This window comes from Mesorhizobium sp. Arg314 (assembly GCF_053714275.1).
In genome coordinates this window covers 86,400-103,652 of sequence record NZ_JBSKBP010000017.1, presented here as the reverse complement: position 1 = coordinate 103,652, position 17,253 = coordinate 86,400, and the positions used below count along the sequence as shown (strand labels likewise).

At 60.8% G+C, this 17,253-nt stretch carries 15 protein-coding genes and 1 pseudogene; 5 read left to right on the top strand and 11 right to left on the bottom strand.

What is annotated here, in order from left to right; translation table 11 throughout:
• Window positions 1–50: 50 nt before the first annotated feature.
• Window positions 51–812: pseudogene (locus tag ACWGS9_RS19675) on the top strand (SDR family NAD(P)-dependent oxidoreductase); the annotation flags it as partial.
• Window positions 813–821: 9 nt separating this feature from the next.
• On the opposite strand, the gene ACWGS9_RS19670 reads toward ACWGS9_RS19675, so the two are convergent.
• The 4 genes from ACWGS9_RS19670 to ACWGS9_RS19655 all read right to left on the bottom strand — a co-directional run bounded on the left by ACWGS9_RS19670 (window position 822) and on the right by ACWGS9_RS19655 (window position 4,513).
• Entirely contained in the window at window positions 822–1,439 is a 618-nt protein-coding gene (locus ACWGS9_RS19670; RefSeq protein ID WP_454506815.1) for a DUF1275 family protein, read from the bottom strand.
• 160 nt (window positions 1,440–1,599) lie between these two features.
• A complete protein-coding gene (locus tag ACWGS9_RS19665) occupies window positions 1,600–3,489 on the bottom strand; it encodes an amidohydrolase (RefSeq protein ID WP_454506797.1) in 1,890 nt (629 codons plus the stop codon).
• Between the two features lie 32 nt (window positions 3,490–3,521).
• Window positions 3,522–3,800 (bottom strand): XapX domain-containing protein, encoded by a 279-nt coding sequence (locus tag ACWGS9_RS19660; protein ID WP_454506796.1) that lies wholly within the window; start codon window positions 3,798–3,800, stop codon window positions 3,522–3,524.
• A gap of 65 nt (window positions 3,801–3,865) precedes the next feature.
• A complete protein-coding gene (locus ACWGS9_RS19655) occupies window positions 3,866–4,513 on the bottom strand; it encodes a hydrolase (RefSeq protein WP_454506814.1) in 648 nt (215 codons plus the stop codon).
• A 541-nt stretch (window positions 4,514–5,054) separates the two neighbouring features.
• Here ACWGS9_RS19655 and ACWGS9_RS19650 point away from each other — a divergent pair.
• Window positions 5,055–6,068: an Lnb N-terminal periplasmic domain-containing protein gene (locus tag ACWGS9_RS19650; RefSeq protein ID WP_454506813.1), complete on the top strand. Its 1,014-nt coding sequence runs from the start codon at window positions 5,055–5,057 to the stop codon at window positions 6,066–6,068.
• Window positions 6,069–6,324: 256 nt separating this feature from the next.
• On the opposite strand, the gene ACWGS9_RS19645 is transcribed toward ACWGS9_RS19650, so the two are convergent.
• From ACWGS9_RS19645 to ACWGS9_RS19615, 7 genes are all read right to left on the bottom strand, one after another.
• The gene (locus tag ACWGS9_RS19645; protein ID WP_454506795.1) at window positions 6,325–6,537 is read right to left on the bottom strand and encodes a dodecin family protein; all 213 of its coding nucleotides are present in this window, start codon (window positions 6,535–6,537) and stop codon (window positions 6,325–6,327) included.
• Window positions 6,538–6,606: 69 nt separating this feature from the next.
• Window positions 6,607–6,987 carry a phasin family protein gene (locus ACWGS9_RS19640; protein WP_454506794.1) on the bottom strand — a complete coding sequence of 127 codons (381 nt, stop codon included), beginning with the start codon at window positions 6,985–6,987 and terminating at the stop codon, window positions 6,607–6,609.
• Between the two features lie 120 nt (window positions 6,988–7,107).
• Window positions 7,108–7,974, bottom strand: coding sequence for a poly(3-hydroxyalkanoate) depolymerase (gene phaZ / locus ACWGS9_RS19635; protein ID WP_454506793.1), 867 nt, complete (start codon window positions 7,972–7,974; stop codon window positions 7,108–7,110).
• A gap of 58 nt (window positions 7,975–8,032) precedes the next feature.
• Window positions 8,033–9,739 carry an alpha/beta fold hydrolase gene (locus ACWGS9_RS19630; RefSeq protein WP_454506792.1) on the bottom strand — a complete coding sequence of 569 codons (1,707 nt, stop codon included), beginning with the start codon at window positions 9,737–9,739 and terminating at the stop codon, window positions 8,033–8,035.
• Window positions 9,736–10,206 (bottom strand): MaoC family dehydratase, encoded by a 471-nt coding sequence (locus ACWGS9_RS19625; RefSeq protein ID WP_454506791.1) that lies wholly within the window; start codon window positions 10,204–10,206, stop codon window positions 9,736–9,738. The genes ACWGS9_RS19630 and ACWGS9_RS19625 overlap by 4 nt, the downstream gene beginning before the upstream one ends.
• 53 nt (window positions 10,207–10,259) lie before the next feature.
• Window positions 10,260–11,906, bottom strand: a complete 1,647-nt coding sequence (locus ACWGS9_RS19620) for a fatty acid--CoA ligase (RefSeq protein ID WP_454506790.1) — start codon at window positions 11,904–11,906, stop codon at window positions 10,260–10,262.
• Window positions 11,907–12,303: 397 nt separating this feature from the next.
• The gene (locus ACWGS9_RS19615; protein WP_454506789.1) at window positions 12,304–12,558 is read right to left on the bottom strand and encodes a DUF6489 family protein; all 255 of its coding nucleotides are present in this window, start codon (window positions 12,556–12,558) and stop codon (window positions 12,304–12,306) included.
• A gap of 242 nt (window positions 12,559–12,800) precedes the next feature.
• Between ACWGS9_RS19615 and ACWGS9_RS19610 the strand changes: the two genes are divergently transcribed.
• The 3 genes from ACWGS9_RS19610 (at window position 12,801) to ACWGS9_RS19600 (ending at window position 17,215) form a co-directional block, all read left to right on the top strand.
• Window positions 12,801–13,841, top strand: coding sequence for an AraC family transcriptional regulator (locus ACWGS9_RS19610; protein ID WP_454506812.1), 1,041 nt, complete (start codon window positions 12,801–12,803; stop codon window positions 13,839–13,841).
• A 216-nt stretch (window positions 13,842–14,057) separates the two neighbouring features.
• Entirely contained in the window at window positions 14,058–15,554 is a 1,497-nt protein-coding gene (locus ACWGS9_RS19605) for a cytochrome P450 family protein (protein ID WP_454506788.1), read from the top strand.
• A 14-nt stretch (window positions 15,555–15,568) separates the two neighbouring features.
• Window positions 15,569–17,215 carry a dihydrolipoyl dehydrogenase family protein gene (locus ACWGS9_RS19600; protein ID WP_454506787.1) on the top strand — a complete coding sequence of 549 codons (1,647 nt, stop codon included), beginning with the start codon at window positions 15,569–15,571 and terminating at the stop codon, window positions 17,213–17,215.
• Window positions 17,216–17,253 lie beyond the last annotated feature (38 nt).

Sequence of the window (17,253 nt, the reverse complement as noted above, 5' to 3'; positions counted from 1 at the left end):
GCTGAGATCATTGTTTTGCCTGACTGGTCCATGCGACATGGCCCAATGACATGGTTTGGGGGACATGGTTTGCCTTTGCTTGCGTTTGGTGGAGTTGTCGAATGGCTGGCAGGACAGTTCTGATTGCCGGGGGCGCCGGGGGCATGGGTCTGGCGACCGGACTGCGCCTCGCGGCTGACGGCGAGCGGATCGCGCTTGCCGATCTTCCAGGCCCCAAACTCGACGCCGCCGTGGCGAAGATCGCCTCGACCGGAGCGGATGCGATCGGTTTGCCGCTCGATATCCGCTCCGTCGCCGCCTGCCGCGACGTGGTGGGCATGACGCGAAACTGGGGCGGCGCCATAGACATTCTCGTCAACGCCGCCGGGGTCTGGCTCGAGGGACCGGCAAACGGGGTCGAGGAAGACCAATGGGACCTGGTGCTGGACGTCAATCTCAAGGGAGCGTTCTTCCTGATCTCGGCGGCCGTTCCCCATCTGTCGGCGGCGCAAGGCGTGATCGTCAACATCGCGTCCGACGCCGGCATCGTCGGCAACAATGGGGCGGCCGTCTATTGCGCTTCGAAGGGCGGGCTGGTGCTGCTGACCAAGGCGCTCGCCCTGGAACTCGCCCCGCACGGCATCAGGGTCAACGCCGTTTGCCCCGGCGACACGGCAACGCCGATGATCGAATATCAGGCCAGGACTTATGGCGCAGACGACCCCGACGGCTACAAGCGCCGGCTGCTGGGGCACTATCCGCAAGGGAACAGAGCAAGATTCATCCAGGTGGAAGAGATCGCCTCCTTCATCCACTATCTTTGCCAGCCGGGCGCCCCAAGCCTACGCGGATTCGCCGGAACGGGCGAAGAAGCTCAAGGCTATCAGAACAGGAGGCACGACGAAGCACCAGATCGGCGAAGCGACGAAGGCGAGCGCTGCGGCCGCGCATCCGCTTGCAAAGCTGACAAGGCTGGTCGTCATGCGCCTAAGTCGCTCCTTGACGTCGTGCTCGTGGTCGATTGCCGTGCCGGACGCAAGGTCTGCGAGATCGATCATGATCTGCGTCGTCGTGCCCGTCATCAGCGTCGTCGGTGGCAGTTTGGAAAGGTAGGCCCGGTGCAGCCCGTTCTGGATCGCCATCGCGGTCACAAGTATCATTCCAATAGCTATGGCGACGGGCGAGTCGCCATCGGAGACACGGCCGTGAAGGAAGGCGGCGACGGCGGCGATCGTGAACAATACCAGCTTGAGTGACAAAAGCGCAGTGATGGCCTTCCGCCCGTGCAGCTCGAGGCGCTGGGACAGCACCCTCGTTAAAAGAATGACGAGGCAGAAAACCGGCAAAGCGAGCAGTTTTGCGATGATTCCCGTCGTTCCGAAGACGATAGCAGCGCCCAACGTGACGAAGTTCCCCGTGACGTGGGCTGTGAAGAGACCGGCTAGGGCCAGAAAACCCATCGTATCGACGTAGCCGCCGTTGAAACTGAGAAGCACGCCAAGCGACGGTCTGGTCATGAAGGTCTCCGCTACGTGCGCAGGGCAGGCGCCGTGAGCAATTCGCCCGCGAGGCCCTGTCCCACTGCGAGTATGGCATTGGTGTTCATGAGGCGCTACCAGGTCAGACAGCCCAGCAACTGCAGCCAAGCGCACCGAAGAAGCCGGCGGGATCGGACAAGGGCAGTTTCGAAGTCCAGGCGTCGGCATGACCGTGACCGTGTACGCCGCACGCGGAAGAACAGCCGCAGGAGGTGATCGCGGTCCGACGCAGCGAATTGTGTCCGCCACCCCTCGGTTCGCCCCAGGCGCCATAGCCGCCGAAGACGCGCACCGGCGACCAATCCGGCATCGCGGGCGGAACCGTGCTCTCGTCGAGTTCGGCAAAATCAGAGGCGCCATAGACTACCTTGCCACCAACAATCGTGAGTTCCGACGTAAGGTCGGAAATCTCTCCCTCAGAGCAGGCGAAGAAGTCCTTGTCCGGAACAATGAGATCGGCGAGGTGACCCTTTTCGATGCGGCCTCTTTTCCCCTCGTCGTTCAAGAACCAAGCGACATTCTCGGTCCACATACGAAGAGCCGTCTCACGGTCGAGGCAATTGCTGCGTGGATAGATCCGCATGCCTCCGACAGTGCGCCCCGTAATCATCCATGAGAGTGACACCCACGGGTTGTAGGATGCGACGCGAGTGGCATCCGTGCCGGCCGAGACGTGGACGCCCCGTTCCAGCATCCTTGCGATCGGCGGTGTCGCCTCGGCTGCACGCCGGCCGTAGCGTTCGACGAAATATTCGCCTTGGTAGGCCATACGATGCTGGACGGCGATACCACCACCCAGCGCGGCAATCCGATCGATCGAGCGCTCGGAAATCGTTTCGGCATGGTCGAAGAACCAGTTCAACCCTTCGAACGGAACCTCACGGTCGACCTCCTCGAAGACGTCGAGTGCTCGGCTAATGGTCTCGTCGTAGGTGGCGTGCAGTCGCCATGGCCAACGATTTTGCGCAAGGATACGGACGACTTCCTCGAGGTCGCCTTGCATTTCCAGCGGCATCTCTGGGCGCGGCTCACGGAAATCCTCGAAATCAGCCGCCGAGAAGACGAGCATTTCGCCGGCCCCGTTGTGGCGGAAATAGTCTGTCCCCTGTTTGTATTTCACAGAGGCGGTCCACTTGAGGAAGTCGTCCTTCTCCTCTTTCGGCTTCTGGGTGAAGAGGTTGTAAGCAAGACGCACGGTCAGCAAGTTGTCGTCAGCAAGCTTCTGGATTACCGCATAATCGTCCGGATAGCTTTGAAACCCGCCGCCTGCGTCGATGACGCCGGTCACGCCGAGACGATTGAGTTCCCGCATGAAATGGCGGGTGGAATTGACTTGGTACTCGAAGGGCAGCTTGGGACCCTTGGCAAGCGTGGCATAGAGGATGCCGGCGTTCGGCTTGGCGAGCAAGAGGCCGGTCGGATTGCCAGCCGAGTCGCGGGTGATCTCGCCGCCTGGCGGGTTAGGTGTGTCCCTCGTGTAGCCGACTGCTCGGAGTGCTGCGGCATTAAGAAGAGCGCGGTCATAAAGATGGAGGATGAAGACCGGGGTCTCGGGGGCGATCGCATTGATTTCGTCGATGGTCGGCAGGCGCTTCTCGGCAAATTGATGCTCGGTGAAGCCGCCAACGATCCGCACCCATTGCGGCGGGGGAGTGAGGTCAACCTGCCGTTTCAGCATCGCCATGGCATCAGCAAGCGAGCGGACGCCGTCCCAGCGGAGCTCCAGATTATAGTTGAGGCCGCCCCGGATGACGTGAGTGTGGTTATCGATCAACCCGGGCAGCGCCCGCTTGCCCTTGAGGTCGACAATCCTGGTGTTGGCATCGGCAAACGCCATGATTTCGTGGTCGTGGCCCACGGCCAGGAACTTGCCGTCCGCGATGGCGACGGCGCTCGCGGTTGGGTTGGAACGGTCGAGGGTTGTGATCAGCCCACGATGCAGTATCAGGTCGGCCGTTGTGGCTTCAGCCATGGTCCGTCGCCTCGCAATGTTGGAGTTCAGCCTTATGCGTTCTTGTCCGAACGCTGGATTGCTGGCTGCGAAGGCAATCCGCCTTGCGGCAAATGGCCGAACACATGCGGACGCACTTGGTGGAGCCACGAAAGAACCGCGGGTTCGTTACGCCACATATTCTTGACAAGCGGCGGAAGCTGCTCGCCGGCCAAGATGCCAAGAAGTCCGACAAGCGCGATAATGGGCGGGGCCGGGGACCGCACATTCAGCAGTCCATAAATGATGCCAACGAGAAGGCCGGCGGCAAGCGAGATGAAGTGGGCTTTCATGGAGCCTCCACGAGACGGAAGAAATCGTGGCACCGGCGAAACCACCGGCGCCATTTCGGGACCGCCTAACTTTCGTGCGCGCCGAACATGTTCTTGGCATAGATGACGCCGAGCCCGTAGGCGCCGCCAAATCTCTTGGCTATGCCCGTCGTAAGTTCATATGTGTCGCCACGAGCCCAGTCGCGCTGCAACTCCAGCAGATACTGCAACGATGTCAGCGGCCGCACGCCGGCCTGGAGCATCCGCTGCATGGCGCGCTCGTGCGCTTCGTCCGAGACATCACCGCAGGCGTCCGCAATTGCGTAGACTTCGAATCCCTGGTCGAGGGCAGAGAGTGCTGGGTCCACGATGCAGACGCTGGTCCACAGGCCACACAGGACGAGACGTTTCTTGCCAATCGCGTTGACTTGCTTGATGACCGCGGCGTCCTCCCAGGTATTCATGGAAGTGCGATCGAGCAGCGCCTGGCCGGGGAAAGCAGCCGTGATCTCGTCGAACATCGGCCCCGAGAAGGTCTTCTCGGCGACGGTTGTCAAGATCGTCGAAACCCCGAAACCTGCGGCGGCATGAGCGACCAGCGCGGCATTGTTGCGCAGCACGATCGCATCGATCGACTTGGTGGCAAAGGCCATTTGCGACTGAAAATCGATCATGATCAGTGTGTGGTTCTTGGGTGAAATCAGCTTTGAACCGGGCGTGGGAGTGGCGTTCATCGGCGTGGTCGTCCTCGTTTTAGGTGGATTGACATTCGGCGTAGAACCATCCCAACGCGTATTCTGCTGTTCCACTCGAAAGCGTCGGGGGAAGTCTCGTTTTCTGGTCGCACCTGATCACGATTTCAAATTCAAGACTTGTACAAAGCGCCTGCCCCTTTGACGTTTCTCGCAGGATGCGAACTGTTCCCTCGATGGCATCGATCGCATCGCTGCGTTCGAGATTCGCGAGGCGGGCGAGTTCGGATGTCGATCGGTGCACGAAACGTCAAAATACCCAACGTTTGTACAAGCGCCGTATATCGGCTCGTGATCAAAGGTCCTCACGAAGGCCTCGAGACGGGCAACGACTAACCGCCGCGAGCCCTGTCGACCGCTTGTCTGCTGATTGAGAGAAGAGATTCATCACAACTATCTCGACCTCATGGTCGATGAAAGGCAACTGGTCTATATCCTCTCAGCGCGTGGCGGCGATCAAACCGTTTACCAGCGCGGCCGTCGATGGACGTATAGCGAGGCTGCCTGGCTGAAAGAGGGTTCAATGCATCGCATCGCTCGGACCTCGCTCACCGTCATCCTTTCATTGACCGTTGCAATTTTGACTGCCTGGGCCGGTCTTGCCGTGTGGTACCGCCTGCCCGCGGCAGAGCTCGGACGGGCTATTGCCGCTGGCTTCTGCATGTTGTTCGGCCTCGCGACAGTCATCGCATTCTACGGCCGTTTTCGCATCGGGGCGTTTATCCTGTTTGTCGCTGCTTTTGCTGTGGTTCTGGTTTGGTGGAGCTCCATCAAGCCCTTGGACCATGCCGACTGGGCGCCAGATGTCGCTCGTCAACTAACCGGCACGCGCGACGGAAATCTCTTGACGCTAAAAGACGTGCGCGACTTTGAATGGCGTAGCGACACCGATTTCACCGAACGCTGGACGACGCGGACCTACGACCTATCCGCACTTCAGACGACCGACCTCTTCATGTCTTATTGGTCCGGGACCAAAATCGCCCACGTCATCGTGAGCTTTGGCTTCGCAGGTGGTGATTATCTTGCCTGGTCCATTGAGGTGCGGCGGCGTGCCGGTGGCGAATTCTCGCCACTAGCGGACCTGTTCAAGAGCAATCCCCTCGTCATCATCGCCGCCGATGAGCGAGATGTGGTTGGTGTCAGGTCGAATGTTCGGGGAGAGGACGTCCAGATCTTTCGCCTGAATGCGTCGACGAATGCCGCCCGAGCGCTCTTGCTGGAGTACGTCTCCGATGCAAATGCGCTTTCCACGACTCCAGAATTCTACAACTCCCTCACCACGAACTGCACGACGACGATCGTCAAAATGATGCGCGCGGTTGGTGGCGTGGTTCCTCTCGACTGGCGCCTCATCGTCAACGGCTACCTTCCCGATTATGCATATGCACGGGGGGCACTCGACACTCGTTTGCCGTTGTCGGCTTTGAGGGACTTAGCCCACATAGACGAGCGTGCGCGGGTATCGGGCCTTTCGCCGGATTTTTCCAGATTGATCCGGGTTGGCGTACCGTCTCCGGTCCAAAATGGAAATTGATCTCCGCATAATGTCTGGCAACCGCGTCAGCAGTTGACCAAACCGACGAACCAGAGGCGGAGACTCAGAAATCGACGGGCGATCTCCGCTTCGTGCCCAGGGTTGGCGAGTACTGACCGGAAGTTGGTTGGACTAGACCTCTCCAGGCCGCTCGAGCGCGACCGTCATCGATAGCGCCGAATCAAACACGAACACGTGCTTGTCGGCGAAAATCGAGCGCCAACGCCATTTCGTCTGCGGATCCGTGATCCCGGGGCTAGTCAGCTTCGTACTTGAACGAGACCTTCAATTTCGCCCGGTAGGCCTCGACCTTGCCGTCTCTGATCTGCAGATCCAGTTGTGCAACTTCTGCAACCCTGAGATCCCTCAGGGACTGGCCGGCCCGTTCGACAGCCGCAGCCGCGGCTCTCTCCCAGGACTCCGTGCTGGTTCCCACGATCTCGATGATTTTGTAAACGCTTTCAGCCATGGCGCTTTCCTCCGTTGCTTGGTGGCGAGGTCCGGGTCGAGACAATTTGGCTCGACCCGGGATGTCAGCTCATTTACCCGGTTTGGCGTTCTTTTCCGCGGCAGCGGACCGGCTGACGCTTCCGCGAATTTCCTCCAGATTGTCCTTCAAACGGTCCTTGATGATCTTGACGGCGTCGGCCGTCGATTGCCGTGTCATCTGGGCAGTCTCCTTGGTGCCCTCGACGGCGATGTCAAAGACCTTTCTGGCGAACTCCGTTTGCCTCGAAAGGGTTTCCTGCGGACTGCCGAGCGGCTGAAAGGCGCGCGCCAGTGCCGTCGCCTCGCGCAGCCCCGCCTCCAGGACCTCCCGCTGCTTCTGCGCCACGGACTGCGTGCCCTTGACGGCAATTTCGGCGGAATGGCCGAGGGCGTCGATGTTCTTGCGGTGGCCCTCGATCAGCTTGTCCACGTCCAGCTTCGGCAAGCCGATATCGCTACCGAAATTCCGCAGCATCTCGATGTAGGTTTGCGTATCCTTGGTCATCATTTCCTCCGTTGGTTGACCATTGGCTTGTGCCGCCTGACCTGCTTATCCGGGCGAGGCCTGATGCTCGGAGCCCGATTCCTGGCGCGTCTCATCTTCGATCAGGAACCGTTCGACCGTCGCGGCCGTCTCCGCGGGCCGCGTCACGAAGAACAGGTGGCCGTCGTCGATGATTTCAAGCCGGGCGTTCGGTATGAGGTGCGCCAAGATCCTTCCGTTGGCGACAGGAACCAGCGGATCGTCGCGCCCCGTGAGGACAAGCGTCGGCTGGCGCAGCGACCACAACCATGGCAGGCTCGTCCAGCCCGTCATGGCGATCAACTGGTAGAGGTAGCCGGTGCCGCTGACCTTCCTTAGCGCGCTCGCATGGCGCGCGATCAGAGCTGGATTCTCGCGGAACGCACCTCCGTAGATTTCGGGAGCAATCTCGCTCATGTAGGCCTTGTCGATATAGCGACGCGGCGTGGCCATCTTGAGAAGGACGCCGGGGCTGCCCGGCACCATAATCGCACCCGGCGAGGTCGCGGCCAGCACCAGTCGCCGGCACCTTGCCGGAAATTGATGCGCGAATTGCTGTGCGATGCCGCCGCCCCATGACACGCCGGCGACATCGACCCTGTCGAATCCAAGCTTCGAGACCAGCCGGTCGGCGAGGCTGGCAATGGTCGAAGGACGGTAAGGCAATGAGGGCATCGGGGAGCCGCCGACACCTGGGACGTCGAAGATGACCGCCGTGGTATCCGACAGGGCTTCGAGGAAAGGCTTCGCCGCCTCCCAGTTGGCCCCAATTCCGTTGAACAGGAGGAGGGGAGGCCGCGAACCTCTGCCGTGCCGGATGGCCACGTTGAGGAGCTGAGATCCAATCTGGACTGTTCGAACCTCGATCTCGGTCATGGTATCGTCTGAAGCCATGTTGGACGAAGACCCCTTCCCACCGCAGGCAGCGCGCATGCCTCAAAGCAACGCGATTCTATTTTTCGAAGACGTAACTTCCGGGCGCCGCGGCGATTGCCGGAAAGCTCTCGCTGCCCGTCGACCCCGGCGCCGTAACGTCCTCGCCGGACCTTTCGTAAAGCCAGTCGCGCCAGTGCGGCCACCAGCTACCGGCCCGCTTTTCCGCTCCAGCCAGGAAAGCATCTGGCCCGTCGGGGCCTATGGGACCGGTCATGAACGACGCTTTCGGGTTGGTTGGCGGGTTGATCAGGCTTTGAAGGTGCCCGCTGTTGGACAGGATGAAAGTCGTGTTCTTGCCCAAGATGCGCGCCGTCCTGAAAACCGATTTCCACGGCGTGATGTGGTCGGTGACGCCGGCAATGACATAGCAGTCGGCCTTGACCTTGCTCATGTCGACCGTCTTGCCGTTCAAGGTGAGCTTGCCCGGATTGGCGAACGGGTTGGTGAAATAGAGGTCGATATAATCGCCGTGCAGGCGCGCCGGCAGCCGGGTCGTATCCGCGTTCCAGTAGAGGATATCGAACGCCGGCGGTGCATTGCCGAGCAGATAGTTGTTGACCCAATAGTTCCAGATCAGGTCGTTCGGCCGCATCCAGGCAAACATGCGTGCCAGGTCCTGCCCGTCGAGAACCCCGCGCAGGCGCGACGCTTCCTTGGCGGCGTGCATGGTTTCTGGTGTGATCAGTGACCCGAACGCGCTGTCGCCGGCGATGTCGGTATCGAGCATGCAGACGGCGAGCACCAGGTTCCTCACCTTCCTTGTCCCGCCAACCGCCTGGGTGGCGAGATAGGCGGCAGATGTGATGCCGCCGGAACAGGAGCCCATCATGGTGATGTCCTCGCTGCCGCTGATTTCGCGAACGGCATCGACCGCCTGGTCAAGGGCAGTGACATAGGTGTCGAGCCCCCAGTCGCGCTGCTCGACGGTCGGGTTGCGCCAGCTGACGCAGAATGTCGATATCCCGCTTTCCGTCAGGAAGCGAACCAGGCTTTTGTCCGGCGTCAGGTCGACAGCATAGAATTTGTTGATCTGCGGCGGCGTTATCACCAGCGGCCGTCTTTTTACGCTCGACGTGGTGGGGCTATATTGGATGAGTTCCAGAAGCTCGTTGCGGTACACAACCGAGCCAGGTGTCGCGGCGAGGTTTTCGCCGACCTTGAAAGCGGTGGAATCCACCTGCGAAGGCAAGCCGGCGTGCTTGGTCATGTCCTCGAGAAAGTGCTCCAGGCCTTGCCATAGGCTCTGGCCACCGGAGTCGAGCAGCTTGCGCACGGCGGCTGGGTTGGTCAGCAGGCCATTGGTCGGCGCGAGGGCATCGATGATGATCGTGGTTATCAGGTGGGCGCGCGCCTTGTCGGCGTCGTCCAGGCTGGTCTGGTCGACGAAACCATCGAGTGCGCGGCCCCAGGCGAGATAGGCCTTGAGCAGGCCGCTGTGGAGCGCGCTGTTCTTCCAGGTCGGGTCGGAGAAACGCTTGTCGCCGGCCTGAGGTTCGAGTTCTGACTTGCCGCCGCCGATGCTGCTCAATTCGGCTATGAGAGAGAGCCATTGGTCCGCCGCGGCTCTTGGCTCGTTTGCCATGGCCTTGAAGAGAATACCGGTGCTCTCGATCAGGTCCTTTCCCCGCAGGCCGATCAGCGGGTTGAGCGCCAATGTGCTTCGGGCCGCCGGTTCGAACATGTCCTCCGGAGCCGATCTGTCGGTGCGGTCTTGCTTGCTCATGGCTGTTTACCCGGGATGAGGAGAGCCAGGGTCTCGGCGACGAGTGCAGGCCTTTGCGAACCCTCGATCTCCAGCGTGTTCTTCATCTTCATGACGATCTGTCCGGCGTCCTTCGGCTCGACGCCAAGCAGCACGACATTCAACCGCACGCGTGCCCCGGCCGGCACCGGGGCGAGAAAGCGAACCCGGTCGATACCGTAGTTCACGCCCGCAGCCGCGTCTCGCGGGATGGCGCCCATGCGCATGGCGAGCGCGGCGACCATCGAAAGAGCCAGGTATCCATGGGCTATCGGACCGCGGAAGGGGCTGTCGCGTCTGGCGCGTTCGACGTCCACATGGATCCATTGATCGTCGCCCGTGCAGGCGGCGAAGGCATCGATGCGCGGCTGATGGATGGCAACCCAGTCCGATACGCCAAGTTCTCTTCCAACATAGTCGCCGATCGAAGAAAGTGTAAGATCGCCCATCCTTGTCTCCTCCACGTATTGTCCGGCAGGGTTGTTCTGTTAACTAGCCACTTCTAGCCGAACTTTTCTCTCAGCTCCTTCTTGTTGAGCTTGCCGACGCTTGTCCTGGTGAGCGCTTCGACGAAAAGGATCTTTTCGGGGATGCCGAATTTCGAGATCACCCCTGCATCGGCGAACGTCTTGAGATGTGTCTTGATCGCGGTGTCGCTCAGGTCGACGCCGGCCTTGGCGTCCTTGACGACGAGCGCCAGCGGCCGCTCGCCCCATTTGTCGTCCTTGACCCCGATGACCGCCGCCTCGAGCACGCCCTTGATCTGTGAGATGAGGTCCTCCAGCTGCAGCGAGGACACCCACTCGCCGCCGGTCTTGATGACGTCCTTGATGCGATCGGTGATGTGGAGATATCCGTTCGGTTCGATGACCGCGATGTCGTTGGTGTGGAGGTATCCGCCAGCCCACAATTGCTCGGAGGCCTCGGGGTTGTTGTAGTAGCCCTGAGTGAGCCAGGGCGCGCGCACGACAATTTCGCCGGACGCCTTGCCATCGTGCGCTACCTCCTTCATGTCCGGATCGACGATGCGGATATCGACCAGCGGCGCCGGGATCCCGGCCTTGGTCCTGATGTCGATCTCCTTGTCGAGGTCGCCGGTAAGGTCCGCCGATTTGACCTGGCTGACGCAGAGTACGGGTCCCGTCTCCGACATGCCGTAGCCGGCATAGATGTCCACGCCCATCTCAATGGCCTGCTTGGCAAGTGCCTTCGGCAGTGCCGAACCACCGATTGCCATCTTCAGGCCGGCGAGGTCGGTATTCGCCGCCGCGGCGGCGCCAAGCAGCATCTGCAAGATCGTCGGCACGCAGTGCGTGAACGTCACGCCTTCCGTCTTGATCAGCTTGAGGAGCAGCGCCGGATCATAACGGCCGGGATAGACCTGCTTGACCCCGGCAAGCGTCGAGGTCCAGGGAAATCCCCAGGCATGGACATGGAACATCGGCGTGATCGGCATATAGACGTCGTCCCGGCAGAACCGCCCTTGTTTGGCTGCCATGCCGAAGAAGGCCAGTTCACCGAGCGAATGCAGCACCAGCTGGCGGTGGCTGAAGTAGACGCCCTTCGGCGACCCCGTGGTGCCGGTGGTGTAGAAGGTGGTGGCAAGCGTGTTCTCGTCGAAGTCGGGGAAGTCATAGTCCGGCGAAGCGGCGGCCAGCAGCTCTTCATATTCTCCAGCGAAGGACAGGCCGCCCGTCTGCGGAGCGGGCCGGTCCGACATCACGACCAGCGTCCTCACATTGGGCAGCTGCGGCTTGATGCCCTCCAGCATTCCGACGAACTCGTCGTTGACCAGCAGCACCGACGGGCCTGCATGATTGATGGTGTAGGTGATCTGCTCAGGCGACAGTCGCACGTTTACCGTCTGCAGGACGGCTCCCATCATCGGAACGGCGAAGAAGGCCTCGAGGAACCGGTTGCTGTCCCAGTCAAGCACGCCCACGGTGTCGCCAGGCCGCACGCCGAGCCTCGCCAGACTGGAAGCCAGCCGTCCGATACGGTCCCACAACTGTCGGTACGTGAAACGCTGGAGGTCCCGATACACGATTTCCTGGTCGGGTGCGTTTCTGAGGGGGGTGTGCCAAATCTGCTTGATGAGCAACGGATATTGGTAGGCTGATTTGGCGACTTGAATGAGCCTTCCAGTCACGGCGGTATCCTCCCGGCTGTCGCGCGTTCGCGCTTGTTCTGTCTTTCCTTGCGGGCAGCCGCTTGCACGGTTGTCCGTTTTTTTGTGCGCCACGGTCAGAACCGTCGCGCGCCGTACGATATTTGTGAAGGTCCGAACCGACCTCTGAAGGGGTCGAATCGGACAAAGTGCTTCTCCGAAGATCGGGCGTGCTTTCACGCTCGCGAGGCCCTTGCCGGTCGTGATCCGAAATTATCCAACCAAACGAAAGCGCTCAAAAAAGGCCTTCGCCAGCGAGGCGTGCTCGTCGTTCTGCAACTGTTCCAGCCGCAACAGCATCATGCCCATGATCGGCCTGCCCTCGGCTCTTACATTCCGGGCCGTCGCGCCGGTAGCGATGTCGCGCCGGCATCGGGCGTCAGGGCTTGACGTCCTTGCCTTGGTTCCGTTCGTTGAGCAGGGTGCTGAACATGTTGGGGATCCAGTCGGCCCCCGCCGGTGCGCCCGAAAGCCAGCTTCGCGCAAGGCCTTCCGGGGAGAACTGTGCAAGATTGGCCATCATCTTCTTTTCGATTTCGGCAAGCCATGCGTTTTGCAGCGGCTGCACATCCGGCAGACCAAGCAATTCCCGGGCCTCGGCGGAGGTGCAATCGATGTTGACGGTTATCTTCATCGCGGTCTGCCTCCTTCATCCGACGCTAAGATGACGCGGAAGGTCCAAGTATCGAGCCTTCGGGCGCAGTACATCACTTTGGCAGAAAGGCGAGGTCTTCAAAGGTTCGCAACGGACAGATCGGGTTCACAGCGGACATGGTTGAGCGCGTTATTGCCGGCCATCGCAAGGTTTCTTTACAAGCTTGCGCGATTCGGTCTTCTTTGATGACAGAAATGGAAAGCTAGCTGTCGGTCTTGACGATGTCAGAATCCCCAAAGGTGGATGCGCCTGGATCCAGCCAGAAAATCCATGGATCGACCAAGCTGGCGGCGGTGGTCGATACACTTGGCGGGCAGGGCATCTCGGCGCTTCGCGCGCTATCGGGGGTAGGTGTGCAGCCGGACGAGTTGCATTCTCCCGAAACGCTTGTCTCCCTGAAACAATTGATCATCGCCTGCCGGAACGCCATCGAGTTGTCGCGGGATCCTTCGTTGCCCTACGCGATAGGCTCGGCAATCCACGTCTCGACGTATGGGATGTACGGCTACGCGATACTGTGCAGCACGAATTTTCGCCGGGCGATGGGGTTCGCGGCAAACTATCATCCACTGGCCGCGCCGCTGGCCGCCATTTCATTTTCAGAACAGGAGGGGATGGCTGCCTGGGAGATCGAGCCGATCATCGATCGCGGGGCCGATCCTCGCCTTTATCGCTTCATCGCGGAGATGCAGATCGGCATCCACGCCTCGCTTCACCGCGATATCATGGGAGCGTCATTTGCGCCGCGGGAAATCACTGTCACCTACCCGCCGGCCGATGATTTTCGCCTGACGGCGGCGTTGATCGGATGTCCCGTGCGATTTGAACAGCCGGCTAACAGGCTGGTCTTTCAATCGAGATGGCTGGATGAGGTGCCGAAATTTGGCAACCGGACGACCTATTCCGCGGTCGTGGATCTTTGCGATGCTCTGCTGGCCGACATGACACGGCGAACCGGTGTAGCCGGCAGGATTCGAAAGATTCTCCTGCAGGATATCGCGAACGGGCCGACGCTCGATGCCATCGCGGCGCTCCTCGGTACCACCACCAGAACCATCAGGCGGCAGCTCTCCCAGCAGGGGACTTCCTTTCGCGAGCTGATGGATGAGGTGCGAAGCCAGGTCGCCATAAAATACCTTCGCCAGACAGAATTGACGAATGAGGACATCGCTTCCGCACTGGGTTTCGCCGATGCCGCGAATTTCAGGCACGCTTTCCGCCGTTGGACTGGCAAAACGCCGAGCGAATTTCGCGGCAGCTAGCCGTCTGGCGTGCGTTGTGCAGGCTGGCATTTTCGTGCGCACCGCTCCCCACCAAATCGTTTGCCCTTTCATCGGCCAAAACAGGTCCGGGTTCGCGAGAAGACGCCGTCGGCCTTCGCGTGCAAAGTCCGATTCGAGCAAACTCCAAGACCTTTGTCACATACTGCGACGCGCATCTCGGGCATTTTACCGGTGACGCGTGACCAGGAGACCAAGATGAACGACTTGCACAGCGACACTCACAACGAATCCGAGATGATCACGATCAAGGTTGCCGAGGACGCACGACCCGCGGGACTTCTGCCGCCCTCCTTTCCGGACGACTATGTCGCCGGTGTCGTCGCGCCGTTTCTCCTGAGCACGGAGTTCACCGGCGAGACGCCACATCTGCCGATGATCGATTTCGTTTTCAGCAAGGAGAAGGCGGCGCCAGCGCATTTCTGGGGCATGCTCTACGACGGCTGGACACCGAACCCGGAGGAGGAAGGCCGGACCGTCTTCATTCAAGGCTACGAGAACCGGGGCCCGGACAACGAACGAAAGAGGATCTACGTTTCGGCAACCACCCGGGACCTTGTCGACAACAAATACAGGCCAAAGATCGAGGCCTTCTTCGAAAAATTGCTGGCGCCTGCCAATGCCGGCACGCCGCTGATGAAGCACTACTTCGACTATTACTATGATCTCTACTGGGATCTGCACGTGGGTGCGACCGGCAAGGATATTCCCGACGACGTTCGCCGTTTCAGTTCCGGCTTCAATTCGGTCCTCGGGTACTGGTTCCCAACGACGGAACCCGTTCGCGACGGATACATGGAGACACGCGCGACGCGCCACGGTCTGAAAGCCTGGCTCGACACGCGTATCCAGCGAATTCTCGACAGCAAGCAGCCGGACGCTGACCGCACGCTGGTCTACTACTGGCTCAAGAACGGCCAGACGGGACCGAATTTCAGGCGGATCGACATCCTCTTCGAGTGCTTCCACAACTTCCTGGCGTTCAGCCAATGGGGCAACATGATCTACAATATCAGCGAGCGGCTCGAGCCCACACAAGGAGACGCCGACGTCCGCGCCTGGTTCAAGAAGACGATGTCCGGCAAACCGGACGAGCTTGACGGGCAATTCACGCCGCTCGATCGTTTCGTGATGGAGCTGTTCCGGACGATCAACCCGAATGGCGGCAGCATGTCGATCCTTCAACGCCGTCGTGCTCTGACGGGCGCGCAGCTCAACGGTGTGGTGACGCCCCATGACGCCGCGAGCTTCAGCCCACTTCACTGGGATGAGCCGATGAAGTTCGATCCCGACCGCTACAAGGCCGCCCCGACCACGGTCGACAACGATGCGGAAGCGGCAAAAAAGGTGGGCCTCTCGCGGTGTCCATTCGCCAAGACGCCCTTTGCTTTCAAGGATGGTCGCGACGGCGAGATAAACAACTCCGTCTTCGGTGCTGTCTATGGCGAAGTTGACGGCAAGCCGCAGCCGTTGGTTGACTTCGCGGGCTATGCGCCATTCGGCTTCGGCTATCGCCGTTGCGCTGGAGAGTACCTGACGATGGAATTCGTCAAGGAGTATGTGCGCCGAGCCTGGAATGACGGGCTGTCCTTCCGCAGGCTCGACATCGACGACCCGGCGAAGGCGCCGGTCAATCCCGGAACCGTTCTCCTCGACAACATCGCCTTCGAGAGGCAGGCATCTCCACGGAGATAGTCGTTAGTGATGCCGTGAAAGGCATCGATGCCGCGGTTCGATCGCACGACAAGACTAGATATTTCCCGGGCGTCTGGAACTGCACAACGAGGTCACCGAGGCAGTGCACAACCCAAACGCGCACAGCGTCGCGTAGCCGCGCGAGCGGCTACCCGCAGTCGGCATGCACAGCGAAGCACGACAAACGGAGAATTGAAATGTTTGATGTCGTCGTCATCGGCGCTGGGCCAGCCGGCGTGCTGGCGGCCCTGCGTGCCGCGGATCTGGGCGCGCGGACCGCACTCATCGCCTGCGGCGAGTTTGGCGGCATGGCGGCTAATGACGGGCCAGTGCCGGTCCGCACTCTGGCGCATGCCGCCAGGTTGATGCGGGACGCCCGTCAACTCAACCAATATGGCGTTGCGGTGGGCGAGCCTGTGCTCGACTACGCGAAGCTGCTTTCACGGGTGAAGGAAGTTGTGGGTGACGTCCGCGCCCATTCGTCATTGCGCCAGCAACTCGAGGACCTGGATGTCGAAATTTACGAGCGGGCAGGCACGGCGCGCTTTGTCGATGCGCACACAGTCGAAACTCAAGGCGGGCTCAAGCTTCAGGGCGGCAAGTTCATCATCTGCAGCGGCGGCGTCAGCCGGCGATTGCCGATCCCCGGTTTCGAACTGACAGCCACTCATAGCGATGCCTGGAGTTTGACCGCGGTCCCATCGTCGATGCTCGTCATTGGCGCGGGTGCGACCGGGGCGCAGGTCGCCTCGATCTTCAACGCATTCGGCACACGCGTCCAGCTGTTCGAGGCAGGCCCGCGAATTCTCGCAACTGAGGACGATGACGTGGCAATGGCGGCCGCGACGGCGTTCCGAGCTTCCGGCATAGTCGTGCGAGAGAATTTCGGCACGATCGAGTCGTTCGAAAAGGCGCCTGCGGGCGTGCGGATGAATTTCACGAAGGACGGATGCTCCGAAAGCGCCGAAGGGGAACTGGCGGTCGTTGCCGTTGGCTGGACGGCCGATTTGGCCGCACTCGACCTGACCGCCGCGGGCGTCGATCTCAACGCGCGAAAATTCGTCAAGGTCGACGAGTACATGCAGACTTCGGCGTCGCATATATTTGCGGCCGGCGACGTGACGGGTCAGCTGATGCTTGTGCCCCAGGCGACCCGCGCTGCTTTCGTCGCCGCTACCAATGCTGTGCTCGGGCCTACCATGCCGCTGGGCGACAACAGCGGCCCGACCGGCAGCTTCACGGAGCCCGAATATGCGCAGGTGGGTCTCACGGAAGCGCATGCTCGCCAGAACCATGACATCGTGAAGTCGATCGTCAATTTCGACACGACGACGCGAACCATTGTCGACGGCCGCAAGTTTGGCTTCTGCAAGATGATCGCCGACCGCAAGACCTGCCTGATCCTGGGCTGTCACGTTATTGGAGAACGTGCGGTCGACATCGCCCAGGTGGCGGCAGTCGCCATGTCCGCTGGTATGCGGGTGGACGATCTTGCCCGCGTCCCGCTCGCATATCCGACATACGCCGACATCCTGGTTCGCGCGGCGATCGATGCCGCGGGCCAGATTGGGCTGGACATCGGCTGGCGAGCGCATCAGGTGCAGCCTGTCAAAGCCAGCGCCGAAACAACGGAGCGAAATCGGCGGGGCGAGGCGGCTTGATGGAGACCTGCTACTCGGATGCTTGGCGCTGGCCGGCA